We start from the raw sequence: 20,393 nt of genomic DNA, 5'->3' as shown, positions 1-20,393 counted from the left end.
AATACGAGGTTGCAATAACAAATAATATAAAACAGTACATCGTACTACTTTTAAAGAAATGAGTTTAAGAAAGTTAATAGTTAATAAAACAATGGCAGCGCTAGCGGTATTATTTACCGTGTTTTACAGCGGTACTGCTTTTGCTCAAGATGCAGCTGCTACTGCAACTACTAAGCCTGTAGATATGGGCAAGGTACATCAAAGTGCATTATTTTATGTGTTGTTGTTCTTGCTACTATGTTTATTCATTGCTATTGTAGGTAAGGCTTTACGTGTTTACGAATTAACTCGCGAAACACAGGGTAAGCCAGAGGGCATTAATTGGAATACTGTAAACGCCGTTATTTTTGCGCTGTTTTTAGTAGTAGGCTTATATGGTGTTTATTGGGAATATACAGTACACGGTACGATGATATCTCACATGCACGAATCAGCTTCAGAGCATGGTCACCGTATAGATGAGATGTTCAAGTTAACCTTGATCATTACTACGATTGTATTTGTGCTCACGCATATCATCTTATTTGCGTTTGCTTACGTATACAGAGCGTCAAATAAAAGAAAAGCATATTACTACCCACATAATAATACTATTGAGAAAATTTGGACTATCGTTCCAGCTTTAGTGTTGACTTTGTTGGTATTGAAAGGCTTCCTAACTTGGAGATCAATTTTCTACAAGGCTGAAGATCCTAAAAACAGACCAATTAGCATTGAGGTAACTTCTTCTCAGTTTGTTTGGGATATTCGTTATCCTGGACCTGATGCAGTGGTTGGTAAAAAGAATTACAAGTTGATTACTGCTATTAACGGTTTAGGTGTTGATTTCAACGACAAAAACTCATTAGACGATTTAATTGCAGACGAAATTGTACTTCCTGTTAATAAACCAGTACGTTTTATCTTAACCAGTAAAGATGTAATTCACAGTTTTTACATGCCTCATTTTAGAGTGCAGTTAAATACTGTTCCAGGTATGACTTCGTATTTCGAGTTTACCCCAACCATCACTACTGATGAGATGAGAACTAAACTTAATGATCCTAAGTTCAATTACCTTTTGTTGTGTGCTAAAATTTGTGGTGCTAACCACTATAACATGCAAAAAAATGTAAGGGTTGTTAGCGAGCAAGAGTATAAAGAATGGTTAACTAAACAAACACCATACTTAACAAACGATTTGAGAAAGGAATTCAAACTGCCAATTCCGGTTGAAGCAGCTCCTGCAGCTACAGAGGCTCCGGCTGATAGTACTGCAACAGCAGCAACGGCAGCGGTGAATACCAACAACCAATTAGCTTTAAAAAAATAATAATACTGGAAAAACCTTATTATGTCAACAATATCATTACACGATACACACCACGACGATCATGGACATGGCCATCACCATGAAACGTTCTTAACTAAATACGTATTTAGTCAAGATCATAAAATGATTGCCAAGCAGTTTTTGATAACTGGTATAGTTATGGCCGTTATTGCTATGGGCTTGTCTATCCTTTTCAGGATACAGTTAGCATGGCCAGATAAAACTTTTCCTCTATTAGAATCGTTATTAGGCAAATGGGCCGAAGGTGGTAGAATTAAGCCAGACTTTTTCTTGGCTTTAGTTACAATACACGGTACCATCATGGTATTCTTTGTGTTAACAGCTGGTTTAAGTGGTACTTTTAGTAACCTTTTAATCCCATTACAACTTGGTGCTAGAGATATGGCATCACCATTCCTTAACATGCTATCTTATTGGTTTTTCTTTATGGCATGTGTGGTAATGATGGGTTCTTTCTTTACACAAACCGGCCCAGCAAGTGGAGGTTGGACAGTATATCCTCCATTGTCAGCAGTGCCTAAAGCAATGCCAGGTTCTGGCATTGGTATGACGCTTTGGTTAATCAGTATGGTGCTTTTCGTTGCTTCCTCTTTAATGGGGGGTATCAACTACGTAAGTACCGTATTAAATATGCGTACTAAAGGTATGGACCTTTGGAAAATGCCTTTAACTATTTGGGCATTCTTCTTAACTGCTATTTTGGGTATCTTATCTTTCCCAGTGTTAGTAGCCGGTGTGGTTCTTTTAGTATTTGATAGAAGTTTTGGTACAAGTTTCTACTTGTCTGATATGGTATTCGGTACCGAAATTATGCCAAATGAAGGTGGTTCGCCAATTTTATGGCAGCACTTGTTCTGGTTCTTAGGTCACCCTGAGGTTTACATTGTAATTATGCCAGCTTTGGGTATCTCTTCTGAAATCATTTCAGTTAACTCAAGAAAACCAATTTTCGGTTACCATGCGATGGTTTATTCACTGATGGGTATCACGATCTTGTCATTCATCGTTTGGGGTCACCACATGTTTGTGACTGGTATGAACCCTTTACTAGGTGGTGTGTTTATGATCACTACGTTGATTATTGCGGTGCCATCAGCTGTAAAAACGTTTAACTATTTGGCTACGCTGTGGAGAGGTAATATCAGGTTTACACCAGCAATGCTTTTCGCTATCGGTTTGGTATCGTTCTTCATTTCGGGTGGTTTAACAGGTATCTTCTTAGGTAATGCATCTTTAGATATTAACTTACACGATACTTATTTTGTAGTAGCTCACTTCCACTTGGTAATGGGTTCTGCAGCAATTTTCGGTATGTTGGCTGGTGTTTATCACTGGTTCCCTAAAATGTTCGGAAGAATGATGAACGCCAAATTAGCTTATCTGCACTTCTGGGTAACTTTCATCTGTGCGTATTTGGTTTTCTTCCCTCTTCACTTCTTAGGTTTAGATGGCGTTCCACGTCGTTACTATGCATTCACTGAGTTTGAATTCATGAACAAATGGTTAACGGTTAACGTATTTGTTACTTGGTCGGCAATTATTGCTGCCTTGGCTCAAGTTGCATTTTTGTTCAACTTCTTCTATTCTATCTTTAGAGGCAAAAAAGCTCCTCAAAATCCTTGGGAGGCAAATACTTTAGAGTGGACTACCCCAGTTGAGCACTTACATGGTAACTGGCCAGGAGAAATCCCAACTGTATACCGTTGGCCTTATGATTATAGTAAGCCAGGAGCAGACGAGGATTTTATCCCTCAAACAGTTCCTTTCTCACAGACAATGAGCTCTAACTTGCCTCATGATTTTGAAGGGAATGAAGAAGCTGAGCGCATCCAATTAGAATGGGAAAAAGCAAATAAGCCAGCGCAAAATTAAGCACTGAGCAACTTTGCCGAATAATATGTAATAAGGTATCTGCTAAGTGTTTAAACTTTACAGGTACCTTATTTTTATAAATCTATCATTAATCAATGATTACCAAATCTGAAAATAGATTTATTAGAATTAACCTAATTACTATCATCGTTACTTTGATAGTGATTTTAGCTGGAGGTATTGTGCGCAGTACAGGTTCAGGTATGGGGTGCCCAGACTGGCCCAAGTGTTTCGATCAGTATGTACCTCCAACATCTGCCAGCCAATTACCTGCTAACTATGAGCAAAAGTACATTGAAAGTAGAAAGAAGAAAAATGAGCGATTTGCTAAATACTTGGAAAGTATGGGCAAACATGAACTGGCTGATAGCTTAAGGCACGATAAAACCATTTTAGTTCATGAAGAGTTTAACGCAGCAAAAACTTGGACAGAGTATGTCAATAGATTAGCTGGCGCTGTTCTCGGGATTTTTCTGTTGTTATTGGCCGTATTTTCATGGACTTACCGAAAATCTGCAACAAGAATTACCGTGTTAAGCTGGTTGAACATTTTAGTGGTTGGCTATCAAGCTTGGTTAGGTTCCATTGTAGTTTCAACTAATTTGACGCAGTGGGTAGTTACTGTCCACATGTTACTGGCTTTGGTGATTTTAGGTATAGCGATCTATACTTACAATTATGCGAAAGAGCTACATAAAGAGCCAAGTGTAATTATGTATCGTATTTTGTGGCTTAAAGGATTTTTGTTCTTTACCATATTGATATCAATAGTGCAAATTATTCTGGGAACCGAGGTGAGAGAAGCTGTTGATGTGGTTGCGAAAGCACTACAATACAATGGAAGGGCAACGTGGATCAGTAAGCTCGGATCAGTTTTTTCTTACCACAGGGATTTAGCTGTTATAGTAAGCGCATGTAATTTTATCGTTTACAAAATGGTAATAGATCGCTTCAGTGGTAAAGCTTGGCCTTTAATAACGGCCAATTATTTAATGGTGGTACTTGGCGTACAGTTGGTATCGGGCTTGTTGCTCTCCTACTTTGGCTTGCCACCGTATGCACAAGCTATACACATCACGTTTTCAACAATGATGTTTAGCTTGCAGTATTATTTGTATCTGTTGGTTTATAGGACTAAGACTTATAAATCGGCTTAAATATTTTAAATTGAAACAGTTTTTTTCAGATTTTTCTAAACTTATCAAATTCCGACTCACTTTTCTAGTGGTGTTTTCGGCGTCTGTTACTTTTTTAATGGCGCAAAAAATACAAATATCTAGAGATATGATTGATGGAATTAACTGGACAAACTGGTTGATACTAATTATTGGAGGTTTTTTGGTGACTGGGGCGGCCAACTGCTTTAACGAAATTATTGAAGTGGATTTGGATAAGCTGATGTCGAGAACTAAAGATAGGCCAATGCCAGCAGGTAGAATGACTACTGGTCAGGGTTTGGTTTCAGGTTTATTGATGGGCGTTATTGGTACTTGGTTGCTGGGCAAGTTAAACTTAGAAACAGGTTTGCTATCCGTGTTTTCAATCTTATTGTACGCCTTTGCTTATACGCCATTAAAAAGAAAATCTCCCATTGCGGTATTTGTTGGAGCTATCCCTGGGGCATTGCCACCATTGATTGGTTATTTTGCAGGCTTAGGAAACGATGGTATCGAGTTCATTTTACCGAAAGATAGTCCGCAGATTGACCTTCAAATAGCGTTGATTTTATTTTTGATCCAATTTGTATGGCAGTTTCCACACTTCTGGTCAATAGCCTGGGTATTGGATGAAGATTACAGCAAAGCTGGGTTTAGATTGCTGCCAACCAAAAAGAAAGATAAGACAAGTGCAGTTTTTACTTTCGTGAGTACTTTGATATTGATTCCAGTGAGTTTATTGCCGAATTTTTATGGGTTTGGCGGTTATTACATTGCTGGTGCTTCGGTAATTTTGGGGCTGATATTTAGCTGGTATGCCTACCAACTAGTGGTTAAAATGGACTTAGCGAGTGCTAGAAAGGTAATGTTCTGTTCGTTTTTTTATATTCCATTAGTGCAATTGATTTTATTGTTTGATTTAGTAGTATAAAGATGGTGAGTACAATACAACAAGAAAATACCTCAATTAATTTCAAACCTAAAAAGTTTGTGGTTTGGTTATTTGTGGTTTCATCGACCATTATGTTTGGTGGTTGGACAAGTTATTATTTAGTTTTTGCAGCATCTAAGGGCAAAGGCCATGGTTTAGTGTTGCCACAAGTTTTCACTTATAGTACCATAGTTTTGCTGGCGAGTAGTGTAGCTTTATTTTTAGCAGCTAGAGCATTAAAACGTGAAGAGCGTGGAGTTCAACAACTTTTTCTTTGGGTTACCTTAGCGCTTGGTATAACGTTTGGCGTGCTACAGTTTCAAGGTTGGTCAAGCATGATTTCAACAGGAGCTGTAATGGTGAATAATAATGCAGCAATCTCTTTAATTTACGTGGTTTCAGGCTTTCACTTGCTGCATATTTTAGCTGGTTTATGCTTGGTAATCAGTAGTTTAGTTGGTAGCTACAGAGAGGTGTCGCAAGACGTAGCGGTGTATCGTCAGGATATTACTTCAATATTTTGGCATTTTATAGATATATTATGGATATATCTGTATGTTTTTTTACTTTTGAACAGTTAATTTTTTAACAACTATACAATAAATTTATAAATGGATTCATTATCGAAATTAGACCAAGTTAAAACCACACCATGGGCTGGTGGCCGTGAACCATGGTCAGTAGAATACGGTAAAATAATGATGTGGTTTTTCTTGTTATCAGATGCCTTTACATTTTCATCATTATTGGTTTATTACGGAGCTCAAAGATTCAGTAAATTCGCATGGCCAGATCCGGATTTGGTTTTCCAATCTATCCCTGGTTTCGCAGATCACGGTTATCCTTTGGTTTTCGTTGGTATAATGACTTTTATATTAATCATGAGTTCGGTAACTATGGTACTAGCCGTAGAAGCAGGACACAGGAGAGCTAAAAAAGAAGTGATTGGCTGGATGATCGCTACCATTATTGGTGGTTTCATGTTCTTAGGCTGTCAGGCGATTGAGTGGACTCACTTGCACCACGAAGGTTTTTGGTGGGGAGCTAATCCTGCTTCAAAAGTTGTAGGCCAAGGCCAAGGTGCTATAAATGCGGCTTTGCAACCATTTTTCGATGGCGAGGTATCGTTCGTTTCAGCACAGCAATTTGCTAACTTGTTTTTCACCATTACTGGTTTCCACGGTTTCCACGTATTCAGTGGTGTGATCATCAATATCATCATTTTATGTATGGTAATTAATGGTACTTTCGAAAGACGTGGTAGCTATTTAATGGTTGAGAAAGTTGGTTTATACTGGCACTTTGTAGATTTAGTTTGGGTATTTGTATTTACCTTCTTCTATTTAGTTTAATTCGTAAAAAGATATTATTATGTCACAACATCATACACACACTGCAGATGAGCATGGCCACGAAGAGCATGCTTCAATGACAAAAGGAAAAATCTGGCAAGTATTCTTCATCCTATTAGCCATCACTGTAATTGAATTTATCATTGCATTATGGGCTATTCCAGGTGGTCACATGTCACAATCAGTTGGAAACTATGTTTATATTTTCCTAACCTTACTAAAAGCGTTTTACATTGTAGCTTACTTCATGCACCTTAAGTATGAAAAACTAGGGCTTCAACTTTCCCTAACAGTTACATTTGTTTTTATCATTTATTTTATCGTGCTGATGTTAATAGAAGGTGGTTACCTTCACCTGCACATGCCTAAAGTATAATGAAATACAACCCAATAAAAAAGGCATTAATCCTGGTCACCATTTTAGCGGTACCAGGATTTTTGTATTATTTGCTACAAGATCAGGGTAAAAATCGGTATAAGCCTTTGCCAATTTTTGGTCCAAAACAAGTAGCTGCAACGTTCCATAGCAAACGAGGTAAACAAATACCGGACACTATCTATCACGCCGTTGAGGATTTCAAACTCATCAACCAGAGCGGCGATACCATCTCTTTAAAAGATTGGAAAAATAAGGTTGTAGTAGTAAATTTAATGGATGGCAAAGCTGATGCAGGTAGCACTAACGCCATCTTCAACGAGTATAAAGATTTCAAAGCATATCAGAAAAACGATATGGTGCGTTTTGCCAGTATCAGCATTGATCCTACCGATATGCGTGATGCAATAAAGAACTTAGCAACTACGCTCAAGGCTAAACCACACAAGTGGGATATCCTTTTGGGAGACAGTATTTCGATTTTTAAATTAGTAAGGAAAGATTTATTGCTAGATGTGGTTGAAGTGAAGCAGCCAGAACGTAAAATGATTTACAGTAGGAAAATTGTTTTATTGGATAGCCAGCATCGAATTAGAGGGTTTTACGACGCTACACAGCAGGAAGCGTTATCGAAATTAGATGATGAAATTAAAGTGCTAATTGCAGAAGAGTTGAGAAATATCAAAGACGGAAGATAAGTTGATTATCAAAAAGTAAGTGGATTAAAATGGAAAACACAGTAGAAAAAAAATATAATAAGTGGATTGTGATCCTTTCAGTTGCTATTCCTTTAGTAGTAGCGATACTATTTGGTGTTAAGCTTAAGGATTTCGGTTTTGATGTGCAGCCTTTGAGCTTTTTACCACCAATATATGCTACAATTAATGGTATTACCGCAGTGGTTTTGGTGACAGCAGTTTGGGCAATTAAAAATGGCAAGCAAAGGCTCCACGAAAATTTGATGAAGTTTGCGATTCTTTTATCAGTGCTTTTCTTAGGAATGTACGTAGCCTATCACATGACGGCGGATTCCACTAAGTTTGGGGGCGAGGGTGCAATCAAGTTAATTTATTACTTCATTCTCATTACCCATATCCTACTTTCAATTATTATCATTCCAATTGTGCTAATTACTTATGTAAGGGCTTTGGCGAGCAGTTTTGATAGACACCGTAAAATTGCCAGGATCGCGTACCCTTTGTGGTTGTATGTAGCTGTTACGGGTGTGGTTGTTTATTTGATGATCTCTCCATATTATAATCATTGATTTAATACGGCTTTCTATCTTTTCCGCTGCATTAAGTTTTTGTAAAAATAGTGTGATTTAAGCGGGTATATCCTTAACTTAGGCTATACGAACACAACAAACGTTACTAGTGAAGGGAAAAGGGCAAGCAGAAAATATCGAAAAGATGTTAGGGGAAGGTCATGAGAAGGCTTTCACTAATTTTTATGCCCAATATTTTGCCAAATTACTCCTAGAGAGCGATAAGTATGTTAAAGACGTGGTTATAGCTGAGGAAATTGTGCAGAACGTATTTGTTAAAATTTGGGAGCGTGCTGTAGATTTCAATGAAATTAATTCGATTAAATCTTATCTCTATCGTTCCGTTATCAACGCTTCAATTAATCATCTGAATAGACAAAAAAATATCGACGAACATCATCAGAAGATATTACACAACTTCACTGAGGAAGAAGTGGCCGAGTTGGATGAAGAAAATGAGTTAATTGTGATGTTGTATGAGGAAATTGAAAAACTACCGCCTAAGTGTCGTGAAATTTTTAAGCTTAACCGCTTTGAGCGTTTAAAATACAAAGAAATTGCTGAAAAACTAGGCGTGGCCGAAAAGACGGTAGAAAACCACGTAGGGAATGCCTTAAAAATACTTCGTGAGGCTATGTTGGCAAAAAAAGATAAGCATTCTAAGTTTACTGCTTTCAAAATTTTACGTCTTTTGTCTTTTTTTTAAAAAAATAAATTACTACTAGGGGTTTTAGCACTTACGTTTGTCTTAGCAATATAACTAAACAAACAAGATGTCATCAACGCCCGAAGTACTTGAGTTAATCGCAAGGTATTTGGATGATCCAAATAATGCTTTGTACAAATCTCAAGTAGATAATTACAGATCTCAATCATCAAAAAACGAAGCGCTATTCAAGGAAATGGAGCGCATTTGGTTGTTATCTGGCAAAGCTGCTACATTAAGTTCGGTTGATCAACATGATGCCATTGCTAAATTTCAATTAAGGATAGCTCACAACAATCGTCAAATAGTTAGTAAGAAAAGGGGCTTCATTCGCTGGGCTGCTGCTGCAGTGGTGTTTTTGGCTGTTGCTACATCAATTTATCTTTTTACCAACAAGGGGATTTTAACGAATGTCGGTAAACGAGAATATGCTTCGGATGTACTTCCCGGTGGAAATAAAGCGATATTGGTACTTGCTAATGGTAAGCGCATTTCATTAACTGATGTGAACAATGGCGATGTAGTAGAGGAGGCTGGCTTATCCATTACTAAAACCTCGGACGGACAACTGGTATATACGGTTAAAAACTCATCTTCAGGTAGTAGTCAAGACCAAGCATTTAACACCATAGAGACACCGAAAGGAGGCATGTGGCAGGTTAAATTACCTGATGGTTCTGCCGTTTGGCTAAATGCAGCTTCTTCGTTAACATATCCTTTGGCGTTTTCTAACGGTAAAAACAGAACTGTGGAATTACGTGGCGAAGCCTATTTTGAAGTCGCAAAAGATTCTTCACATCCGTTTGTTGTGAAAACCGGCAAACAGGAAGTTACGGTGCTAGGTACACACTTCAATATCAATTCTTACTCGGACGAAACTACTGTTAAAACCACCTTGCTTGAGGGTAGCGTTTTAGTGAGTCCAAATCAACATGTCGGCGAATCGCTGGTATTGAAACCGGGTGAACAAGCGGTGCTAACAACCACCGGTATAGTTGTACGAGAGGTTGATGCCGACGAAGCAATAGACTGGAAAAATGGCTATTTCATGTTCAATAATGAAAAGCAAGAAAGTATCATGAGAAAGATAGCTAGATGGTATAATGTAAAAGTAACCTACGCTGACGCAGAAGCGAGAGCTGTGACTTATTATGGAAGCATCAGTCGTTTTGAAAATGTATCAAAAGTGCTTAGAAAATTTGAGCAAACCGGTGAGGTAAGATTCGAAATAAATAACGATCAGATTACCGTTTATAAAGAAGATAAAAACTAAGCTCTGACCAAGCTAGAAAGATAACAAACAACAAACTAACCCAAACAAATATAATTATGAAGAGAAACTTTCCCACTTAATCCCAGCTGATAACATACAAAAAAAGAGGTGCTCGCAACACCCCTTTTTAATGTATCTGTTTCCAAAATTCCTAACATAATAGCTTATCCTTAGGAATCAATTATCGAATTAACCGCGTGTAGCATCTAAATTTTTCGGATGCAAATCGCTTATTAAAAAACAGACTATCAAATGTATAGAAATTATACCAAAATTCTATGTAGGCATTTTGGCTACGTACCAAAACTATTACTTGTCATGAAATTAGTTACGGTGATATTACTTGTGTCCTTTCTTCAAGTGAGTGCTGCCTCTTTTGGCCAATCAGTAACTATCAAGGAAAAAAGAGTGACACTTGAAAAAGTAATCAAGGAAATCAAAAAACAGGCAGGTTACGATGTGCTATTATCTACCAATAAGATGAAAAGCAATACCGTTGTAAATGCAGGTTTTAACAGTGCTCCGGTTGAAACAGTGATGGATAAAATTCTTTCGGGTAAGGATTTAACCTACACCATCGAGGATAAGACCATCTTGATCAAACCAAAAGAAAAATCATTTATTGATAAGATTGTAGATTATTTTGCAACCGTTAAGGTTACTGGTATTGTACGCAGTAAGGTTGATGGTATGCCAATGCCAGGTGTAAGCGTAACCATTAAGGGAACCAATACCACCGTAATTACCAACGAAAAAGGGGAATATCAAATTACTACTGCGGAAGATGCGGTTTTACTATTTAGATTTATTGGATATAAAACGACTGAAATCGAAGTAAATGGCAGAAGCAGAATAGACATTTCTATTGAGGAGGATGCTTCTCAGCTAAGAGAGGTGAACGTGGTCTCTACCGGTTTTCAAAACATCAACAAAAAACTTTTTACAGGTTCAGCTACTAGCATAAAAGGTAGTGATGTAAAACAAGACGGAATTGTAGATGTAAGCCGTATGCTTGAAGGAAAAGTTGCAGGTGTATCAGTGCAAAACGTTTCAGGTACGTTCGGATCTGCACCTAAAATCAGGGTTAGGGGCGCTACCTCAATTTCGGGAGAAAATAAACCATTGTGGGTGGTTGATGGAGTTGTGCTTGAGGATATCGTTAACATTTCCAATGATCAGCTTTCCAGCGGTGACGCTTTGACATTGATTGGTTCATCGGTAGCGGGTATAAATGCGGATGACATCGAGAGCTTCAATATCTTGAAAGATGCTTCTGCAACAGCATTGTATGGTGCCAGAGCTATGAACGGTGTGGTGGTAATTAATACCAAAAAAGGTAGATCCGGTGTTAACGCTATCTCTTATAGCGGCAACTATTCTACTTTCCTTAAACCATCATACGACCAGTATAACATCATGAACTCAGCAGATCAAATGTCAGTTTATGCCGAGGTTTTAAGAAAAGGTGGATTGGATGCGAACATTGTAAACGGTAAAAATGGCGGTGTATTCGTTAAGTTGTACGATCAGATCAACATGTTTAATGCTACCAACGGTAACTTTGGGGTAGAGAATACTCCTGAAGGACGTGCTGCTTTCTTACAAAAATATGCACGTGCCAATACAGATTGGTTTGATTTGCTATTTAGAAACTCCTTCGTTCAAGAGCATTCCCTATCGTTCACTTCAGGTTCTGATAAATCGCAACACTATTTTTCATTAGGTTATTATGATGATAATGGTTGGAGTATTGCCGACAGGGTAAAACGTTATACCATGAATATTAGAGGTACTTATAATGTTTCGCAAAAAGTTACGGCAGGCATACTCGCCACGGGTGCATTTAGGCAACAACGAGCGCCTGGTACACTTGGGCGTACCAATAACGTAGTGGAAGGCAAGTACGAAAGGGACTTCGATATCAACCCGTTCAGTTATGCCTTAAACACATCACGTACCATGCGTATGTATGATGATAATGGTGACCTTGAGTTCTTTAAGTTGAACTATGCCCCTTTTAACATTAAAAGCGAAACCGATAACAACTATATCGATTTAGACATGTTGGATCTAAAGGTTCAGGGCGAGTTGAACTATAAGTTCTTGAAAGGATTTGAATTTAAATCTTTGGGTTCGATGCGTTATGTTAAAACTACCAGAGAACATAAAATTACCGAATATGCTAACATGGCATTGGCCTACCGTTACGCACCAAATTCAACTATCAGAGAAGGAAACATTTTCTTTTATAGAGATCCAGATAAACCTAATGAAGTAGAAAAGGTTTCCGTTTTGCCGCAGGGAGGTTTTTATAATAGAAATGATGACAACCTGCTAAACTTTAACGTAAGGAACCAAGTGCAGTTTGAAAAAGCGTTTGGCGATCATAATGTAAGTGCCTTTGTTGGTCAGGAAATAAAATACACCAACCGTCAAAGTAGTTTTAACAACGGTTACGGTTATCAATACGATAAAGGTGGTGTACCATTTACGGATTATCGTATCATCAAAATGCTACTGGAGGCTAATTATAACTACTATGGTATGGATAGGTATTTTGATAGGTTTGCGGCATTTTTTGCCAATGCAAGTTATGCTTACAAATCTAAATACGTAATTAACGGTACATTCAGGTACGATGGTAGTAACAGAATGGGACAATCTAAAACTGCTAGATGGTTACCAACATGGACAGTAAGTGGTGCGTGGAATGCTGATCAAGAAGACTTCATAAAAAACATTAGCGACATATCATATCTTAAAGTTAGGCTAGGATATGGATTAACGGCAAGTTTGGGCGATGCTAGGAACTCCTCCATTTTATTAACCAATAGTACTTCGCTTAGACCACGCTTGTCAGAAGTAGAATCTAGAATTGTATTGGCTGGTTTAGAGAACTCAGAATTAACTTGGGAGAAGCAGTACGAGTTTAATACTGGTTTAGACTTGGGATTATTTAAAGATAAGTTATCAGTAAACTTAGACTTTTACAACAGAAATGGCTTCGATCTTATAGGCCCTTTCAGAACCTCAGGTATTGGTGGCGAGTTTACAAAATCGGCCAACTATGCAGATATGAATTCGAAAGGTTTTGAGGTGACCTTAGGGGGCAGAATTGGAAATGCCAATGGTTTACAGTATACGCCAACATTCACTTTTGGTTACAACAAAAGTAAAATCGTTAACTTAAAAAATACCTCAAGAATTTACGATTTGGTAAGACCTGAAGGTGGTGCTTTAGAGGGTGGTCCGGTAAGAGGTCTTTATTCGATAGATTTTAAAGGATTAAACTATTTAGGCGTACCAACATTTGTGGATGAGAATGGAAATATCTCCAATAGTGTTTATGTACAAAGTCAAACCCCTGGTTATTTAGTTTACGAAGGTTCTGTTGATCCGTTGGTTACTGGCGGTTTAACCAATACACTTAAATATAAAAATTTCGTATTTACTGCATTTGTTTCATACCAAGCAGGGAACAAAATTAGGTTAAATAATGCATACTCGGTAAGCTACGACGATTCAGACGCCATGCCGAGAGAATTTTTGGACAGATGGACTTTGCCTTTGGATGAAACTGTTATAAATAGTCCTTCTATTGGCGACTATTTATTGAAGAAATCATTGTCTGGAACTTATCCTTACACAGCATTCAATTATTCAAGTGAGCGTGTGGCTGATGGTTCATTTGTGAGGTTAAAGCAAGTTTCTTTAAGTTATAACCTTCCACAAACGTTCATGAAACGCATTGGTTTAAATAGCGCTTCAATAAAACTACAAGGCAATAACATCTGGCTCATTTATGCCGACAAAAAGTTAAAAGGTCAAGATCCAGAGTTTTTTGCATCGGGCGGTGTGGCCATGCCAGTGCCTAGACAATATACATTATCGTTAAAAATTGGAATATAAAAGCTTTATCATGAAAAAGATCTTTAATTATATACTTGCTGTTAGCTTTATTATTTCAGCAACAGGTTGTGAAAAATTTTTGGACCAGGCTCCTGATCAAAGAACAGAGCTTAACAGTCCACAAAAAGTATCTGAATTATTAGTTACCGCTTACAGCGCCGGTAATTACGCACAGGTTGCAGAAGCTATGTCTGATAACGTATCCTTCGTAAATGCGACAGGAAATAATATTCCGGCCAATTACGATGCTTACTTTTGGAAAGATATCAGAGCTATCAATCAAGATTCGCCTACTTATTTTTGGACAAATACCTATAAGGCAATTGCTGTGGCAAACCAAGCACTTGATGCTATTGCTAAAGCCAAAGATCCAGAAAATTATAAAGCGCAAAAAGGCGAGGCGTTATTAGCAAGGGCTTACGCACATTTTATGTTAGCGGTGTTTTTTTCAAAGCCATATGATGAGGCAACTGCCAATACAGATATGGGTATTCCTTATGTAACCGAGCCAGAAAATGTGGTACTAAAGAACTACGATCGTAAAACTGTAGCTTATACCTATGCGCAGATACAAAAGGATATTGATGCCGGCCTGCCTTTGATCAATGATAATACCTATACCGTACCGGCGTATCACTTTACCAAACGAGCTGCTTATGCTTTTGCTTCAAGGTTTTACATGTTCAAAAAGGATTATAACAAAGTAATTGAATGCGCTAATTTGGCTTTTCCGGCAAACAACTATGCTGAAAATCTAAAACCTTGGCCTTCTTATGCAAGCATGCCAAGCAGTACAGAGATTGGCACCGCATTTACTACTGCTTCAACGCCTGGTAACCTTTTATTGATCCAAACTACTTCATGGTTAAATAGGTATTACAACAGAGCTGTATTTGCTTTTTCTCAAAATAGATTAAACAGCATCACGGCGCCAATGGGCATCAGCTTTACGGCTTTGAGGAAGTTTTCTTTTTCAAGTACCTATTATTTTGTGCCTAAATATCAGGAACACTTTGTTAGGACTAGCATTAATGCCAGTACAGGTACAGCTTATGTGATGCATCCATCGCTTACCGCTGAGGAGCTATTGTTAAACAGAGCAGAAGCTTATATCATGAAAGATCAGTTTGCAAATGCAATTACTGACATTAACATTTTATTAAGTAAACGTATTACCAACTATACCTCGGCGAATGGTGTAACGGATGCCAAAATTAAAGCCTACTATAGCAATATTACCGATGTGAAACAAATGTATATTAACGCGGTACTTGATTTTAGAAGGGCGGAATTTGTACACGAGGGGCTACGTTGGATGGATATCCTAAGACACAAGCTTCCCGTTGTTCATATCTTCGAAGATGGGTCCTCAAAAGAATTGAAAGCAGACGACTTAAGAAGACAGTGGCAACTGCCTGATGAAGTTGTTCTTTCTGGTGTACAGCAAAATCCGAGGTAATATTTAATCTAATTGAAAAATGAAAAAAATAGGAATTTTACTTACGGCTATTAGTTTAATCATATTTGGCTGTAAAAAAACAGAAAATTTAGATAGAGAAATTGTTGGTTTGGGAGGTGATACTTGGCCTAAAACCGCTCTCGATACCTGGCTTTACGACACTTTCACAAAACCTTATAATATTGCCGTAAAGTATAGATGGGATGGTACCGAGCAAGATCCCAATTTTACCTTGGTACCTCCGAAAACAGAAAATGTTAAGCCTTTAATGGAGATGGTGAACAACGCATGGATCAACCCCTATGTTGATTTAATGGGCGCAAATTTCATTAAAACTTATGCCCCGAAAAATTACGTACTGATAGGAAGTGTACGCTATAATTCAGGCGGTACAGTTACATTAGGTGAAGCGGGTGGTGGCGTTAAGATCACGCTTTTTAATGTTAACAACTATGATGCTACAAGTAGAGCAGTCTCTAAGCGCATTTTGAAAACTATTCATCATGAGTTTGCCCACATTCTTCACCAAACTACCATGTTTCAAAAGGAGTACCAGTATATTACACCAAGTGGCTACACTGCTGATTGGAATAATGCAACAGGTTTTTATAACAAAGGTTTTATTTCTCAATATGCTCAGGCAGCTCCGCAGGAAGATTTTGTGGAGATGATTGCTTTAATGGTTACTGAGGGTAGAAATGGTTACGAAGTGCTTACAAGAAACATTACCGATGCTACTGCACTTGCAGCTGTAAGGCAAAAACAAGGCATGGTAACAGCTTACCTTAAGCAAACTTGGAATGTAGAAATAGAGAGTATCCAATCAAAAGTACAGGCTGCAATTAACCAAAGAGCTCCAGAAAATGCTGGCGATTACTTTGCGTTTGGCGCAGATAAGCTGCCAATTTTAACAGTGAATCCAATAGCCGACCCTATTTCATCTACAACTTTCAATACCATTTACGATAATACCGTAACTGGCTTAGCTGGTGTTGGTGGTGCCGGAAGGATTCTAGATCAATTTGCACTGATCAGAACTTCTGCAACGCAAATGACCTTAAGGTTATATTACCGAAATACAGCTGGATCGGCATTTACGGCAGATTTTGTATACAACGTTACCAATAATGCAAACGGTACGTTCTCATTAACCTACGTTTCTAGAGATGCCAATGCCGATGTGATCGCAGCCGGAGTAACCAGCTTAACCAACTTCCTAGTGGGTGGCAGGCAGTTGGGCGTAAAGTATTATTACAACGCAAACAATACTAGGCAATACACTGGTATTTATGATTTCAATAATCAGGATACCTATATGTACGGATTTTTATCATATTAATTTTTGTCATGAAGAAACATGTTATTTATATTCTACTTGCAACCATAGGTTTTGTAGCAAGTTGTAAAAAGGATGAAGACCCTAAGCTTGATGATCCTGACAAAAGAATAGCCGCAGAACTTGCGAGTAAACAGGCCGATCTTTTAGCGGCTCCAAACGGATGGAGGGCAACAATTTATCCTAAAGGCGGAAAAGGGTTTATGTACTATTTTAAGTTTAATGCTGATGGATCTGTTAAAATGCTATCGGATTTTAATACTAGCACTGCAGTTACCGTTGCAGAAAGTACCTACCGCTTGAAAGCTTTGATGAGACCAACACTTATTTTTGACGGGTACAGCTATATCCACTTGCCAGCTGATCCTAATGGTTCGGTTAGTGGAGGAAGTAATGCTACTGGCTTGCGCTCTGATTTCGAATTCGCATTTACAAAAACCACGAAAGACAGTATTTATTTCGATGGGATATTCAATGAGAACAAGTTTATAATGACTAAGCTATCTGCAGCGGAAGAACAGCAGTTTTTAGCAGGCGCTTTAAAACCTTTTATGGACGATGCAACTACCGCTACTTCGGGAAAAATCTTATTCATTTTGTTGGATGGCAAACAAGTTCCTGTGTCGTTGTCAGTGGCTAACAAATCCATTAGTATTGCGGGTAAAACTAGCTCTGCGTTTTCGTTTACCTTAGATGGTTTGGAATTGAAATCACCACTAAAAATCAATGATTACACATTTACTAAAGTATTTTGGGACAACGTAAATAAGCAATTTTATTTAATGAATGGCAACACTAAGATAGTGATCCAAATTTCGCTATCTCCATTGCCTTTAGAAGAAACTCCAGAGCTTCATACACAGCTTGCCACGCGTTGGGCTTCTATGCTAGTAAATATGAGCACGATGCCGGATCAATCTTCAGCTTTTAAAACTGCTTATAATACTTCAAATACCAGTTTAGGAACTTTAGGTAATGCAGGGCGATACATTGAATATATCACCGTGTTTTTTAATGCCAATAGCACCATTAACTTCCAAATTAGGTATAGAAATCCATCTAGCCCAACTTCATTTTTTAATGCCGATTTTAATTACACCATGAATTTAAATAGCACTACTGGTGTAGCTACATTTACACCACTTGGCACACCAACAGGTAACGCTGCTACCATTGCAACGTACGTGGTGGCATTAAGAAACTACATTGCAAATAATTCGTTTAAAATCGCTTACATTTCAGCGGCCGCACCTGCAGGCGCTAAAGTTGGAGGCTTTTTAAGCCAAAATGATCCCGCTTCGTTTTTTTACGGAACGTTAAGTCAATAGAGGACAAAATACGTTAACAATCTCTCAATAGCAGCTTGGTTCTCAACCAAGCCAAGCTGCTTATTGCCTAAAAAATCAACTTTTAACCACCAAAACCTAAACATCATGAAAAAACTTTTACTCTTATTACTATTTTCCATTACCATTAGCACTGGTGCTATGGCACAAACAGCAGAGGTATTGGCCAGAACAAATACTTCAACTTCGCCTAGAGCACCTAAAGGAGATGCGGGTTCTATGCGATTAATTTATTATTTGTCTGCGTCGGAAATTATTGCTGCAGGAATCCCAATTAATTCATCACTATCATCTATAGGGTTTGTCTATTCAGCAGCACCAACTATTGCCACAACAGGGAATACCAGGATATTACTGCAAAATACTACAGATACTTATTTAAACAAATCAACAACATGGTCTACCGCAACAACAGGAATGACGGTAGTGAAAAATGAAACTGCAACTATTGGCACAACTTCTCCAATTAAATACGACTTTCAAAATTCGTTTGTTTGGACTGGTGGAGGCTTATATGTAGCTATGGAATTTGTTAATGCTGGAACGTCTATAGCCACGGCAAGCGCTGGAACAATAAGAACAAATTCAGGGACGTTCTCAGATCCCGCTGGTGATGCAACAGTTACAATTCGGTACAGCACAAGTACAACTACCACACTTCCGACTAGTACAACCACTACCAATTCTGCATCAAGGCCAGTTACACTTTTTGACTATACTGCGCCCACAACAAATATTACAGATTTGTCTGTAGATATGATCTATGTGTTAGATAAAAAGCCTTCTGGAACAAATGGGGCGGAATCAATTAAGGCAGTTGTTAGAAACGTGAATAACATTGCGGTAGCAAATAAAGATGTAACCCTCAACGTAAGTGGAGCAAATAATTTTACTAATGTAAAACAAGTAACGCTTAATCCTGGCGAGTCTACGGTAGTTACATTTGATTCATTTACCAGCGGTACAATTGGAACAAATACGATTGACGTTACAGTTGCTGATGATAATGTTTTGAATAACAAGAGCACCTCACAAACTGTTAACGATGGAATTTATGCCTATCCTCAAACAGTTAATACAGGTAGTTTAGGCGTGGGAAGTTCAGATGGTGGTATCTTACTAGTTAAATATGGAATTTCGGGCTCATCAAATATTAAAGCCGTAAACGTTACGCTAGGCACTAGTTCAACTTTAGACGTAGGCACGGTAAAAGTGTATGCAGTTGTGATGACACCAGCAGGAGTTACCCTTGGACGCTCAGATGACTACACGGTTTTGTCTACAGATAAGGGAACGAAAAAAACATTCTTATTACAGACACCTGTTTCGTTAGCAAATCAGGAATTCTTGGTTGGTTTAGCATACTATAATGTAACGGTTAATACGTTCCCAGTTTCATATTATGCTGAAAGCCCAATAAGAACAAATGTGCTTTATAGAAGAGTTGGGGGACTTACTGATGATATAGCAGTGACAGCATCTGCTGCGGGTTTGCCAGCAATCGAAGCAGTATTAGAAACCTCCTCAACACTGCCTGTAAACATCAAAACATTTAATGCCAAATTAAATAACGGTAAAGTTAATTTAAGCTGGACCGTTGGTACAGAAACAAATGTAAATCGTTATGAGGTAGAGCGCTCTGCTAATGGAAAAGACTTTGTAAAAGTAGCTACAGTAACAGCATTAGGAAATGCCAGTTATAGTGTTTCAGATGCAAACCCTTTAATTGGAATAAATTACTATCGTTTACAAGGTGTAGATAACGATGGTACCCTAAGTCCGTTTAACGAATTAAGAAGTGTGAAGTTAACCGCTCTTGAAAATCTTAATGCAGTGATTTATCCTAATCCATTGGTCGGTAATGCCATCAATGTCAGTTTGTCTAATTACGCTGGAGGCGACTATCAGTACAAGTTGGTAGATGCTTTAGGTAAAGTTGTACAACAAGGCAATATCAAGAATAATGGTTCTGAAACCAGTGCAATTGCAGTTTCAAACTCGTTAAATAAAGGCATTTATTTGTTACATTTGATTGCTGGAGAACAAGTAATACAATCAAAACTAGTAAAGCGCTAA

The 20,393-nt window shown here is 38.0% G+C and carries 16 protein-coding genes; all 16 read left to right on the top strand.

Annotation, left to right across the window (positions count from 1 at the left end; genetic code table 11):
- Positions 1-58: 58 nt before the first annotated feature.
- The 16 genes from ACY2A0_RS04970 (at position 59) to ACY2A0_RS04895 (ending at position 20,393) form a co-directional block, all read left to right on the top strand.
- On the top strand, positions 59-1,312 hold the full coding sequence (locus tag ACY2A0_RS04970) for a cytochrome c oxidase subunit II (RefSeq protein WP_461788457.1): 1,254 nt from the start codon (positions 59-61) through the stop codon (positions 1,310-1,312).
- A 21-nt stretch (positions 1,313-1,333) separates the two neighbouring features.
- A complete protein-coding gene (locus ACY2A0_RS04965; protein WP_461788456.1) occupies positions 1,334-3,205 on the top strand; it encodes a cytochrome c oxidase subunit I in 1,872 nt (623 codons plus the stop codon).
- A gap of 95 nt (positions 3,206-3,300) precedes the next feature.
- Positions 3,301-4,362, top strand: coding sequence for a COX15/CtaA family protein (locus ACY2A0_RS04960; RefSeq protein WP_461788455.1), 1,062 nt, complete (start codon positions 3,301-3,303; stop codon positions 4,360-4,362).
- Between the two features lie 10 nt (positions 4,363-4,372).
- On the top strand, positions 4,373-5,293 hold the full coding sequence (gene cyoE, locus ACY2A0_RS04955) for a heme o synthase (RefSeq protein WP_461788454.1): 921 nt from the start codon (positions 4,373-4,375) through the stop codon (positions 5,291-5,293).
- A 2-nt stretch (positions 5,294-5,295) separates the two neighbouring features.
- Complete coding sequence (locus ACY2A0_RS04950; protein WP_461788453.1) at positions 5,296-5,874, top strand: cytochrome c oxidase subunit 3; 579 nt, start codon at positions 5,296-5,298, stop codon at positions 5,872-5,874.
- Between the two features lie 30 nt (positions 5,875-5,904).
- The gene (locus tag ACY2A0_RS04945) at positions 5,905-6,645 is read left to right on the top strand and encodes a cytochrome c oxidase subunit 3 (protein ID WP_461788452.1); all 741 of its coding nucleotides are present in this window, start codon (positions 5,905-5,907) and stop codon (positions 6,643-6,645) included.
- 19 nt (positions 6,646-6,664) lie between these two features.
- Complete coding sequence (locus tag ACY2A0_RS04940) at positions 6,665-7,021, top strand: cytochrome C oxidase subunit IV family protein (RefSeq protein WP_113636616.1); 357 nt, start codon at positions 6,665-6,667, stop codon at positions 7,019-7,021.
- Entirely contained in the window at positions 7,021-7,719 is a 699-nt protein-coding gene (locus ACY2A0_RS04935; RefSeq protein ID WP_461788451.1) for an SCO family protein, read from the top strand. The genes ACY2A0_RS04940 and ACY2A0_RS04935 overlap by 1 nt, the downstream gene beginning before the upstream one ends.
- A 29-nt stretch (positions 7,720-7,748) precedes the next feature.
- Positions 7,749-8,288: a DUF420 domain-containing protein gene (locus ACY2A0_RS04930; protein WP_461788450.1), complete on the top strand. Its 540-nt coding sequence runs from the start codon at positions 7,749-7,751 to the stop codon at positions 8,286-8,288.
- 109 nt (positions 8,289-8,397) lie between these two features.
- A complete protein-coding gene (locus ACY2A0_RS04925) occupies positions 8,398-8,994 on the top strand; it encodes an RNA polymerase sigma-70 factor (RefSeq protein WP_461788449.1) in 597 nt (198 codons plus the stop codon).
- A 67-nt stretch (positions 8,995-9,061) separates the two neighbouring features.
- Positions 9,062-10,267 carry a FecR family protein gene (locus ACY2A0_RS04920; RefSeq protein WP_461788448.1) on the top strand — a complete coding sequence of 402 codons (1,206 nt, stop codon included), beginning with the start codon at positions 9,062-9,064 and terminating at the stop codon, positions 10,265-10,267.
- A gap of 318 nt (positions 10,268-10,585) precedes the next feature.
- Positions 10,586-14,176, top strand: coding sequence for a SusC/RagA family TonB-linked outer membrane protein (locus ACY2A0_RS04915; protein ID WP_461788447.1), 3,591 nt, complete (start codon positions 10,586-10,588; stop codon positions 14,174-14,176).
- Between the two features lie 10 nt (positions 14,177-14,186).
- Positions 14,187-15,635 carry a RagB/SusD family nutrient uptake outer membrane protein gene (locus tag ACY2A0_RS04910; RefSeq protein WP_461788446.1) on the top strand — a complete coding sequence of 483 codons (1,449 nt, stop codon included), beginning with the start codon at positions 14,187-14,189 and terminating at the stop codon, positions 15,633-15,635.
- Positions 15,636-15,654: 19 nt separating this feature from the next.
- Positions 15,655-16,974: a zinc-binding metallopeptidase gene (locus tag ACY2A0_RS04905; RefSeq protein ID WP_461788445.1), complete on the top strand. Its 1,320-nt coding sequence runs from the start codon at positions 15,655-15,657 to the stop codon at positions 16,972-16,974.
- An 8-nt stretch (positions 16,975-16,982) separates the two neighbouring features.
- Positions 16,983-18,299, top strand: coding sequence for a DUF4302 domain-containing protein (locus ACY2A0_RS04900; protein WP_461788444.1), 1,317 nt, complete (start codon positions 16,983-16,985; stop codon positions 18,297-18,299).
- A gap of 105 nt (positions 18,300-18,404) precedes the next feature.
- The gene (locus ACY2A0_RS04895; RefSeq protein ID WP_461788443.1) at positions 18,405-20,393 is read left to right on the top strand and encodes a T9SS type A sorting domain-containing protein; all 1,989 of its coding nucleotides are present in this window, start codon (positions 18,405-18,407) and stop codon (positions 20,391-20,393) included.

The sequence above is a fragment of the Pedobacter sp. genome, assembly GCF_965249885.1.
In the GTDB taxonomy this organism is placed as follows: domain Bacteria; phylum Bacteroidota; class Bacteroidia; order Sphingobacteriales; family Sphingobacteriaceae; genus Pedobacter.
This window is presented reverse-complemented; position numbering and strand designations above follow the sequence as displayed.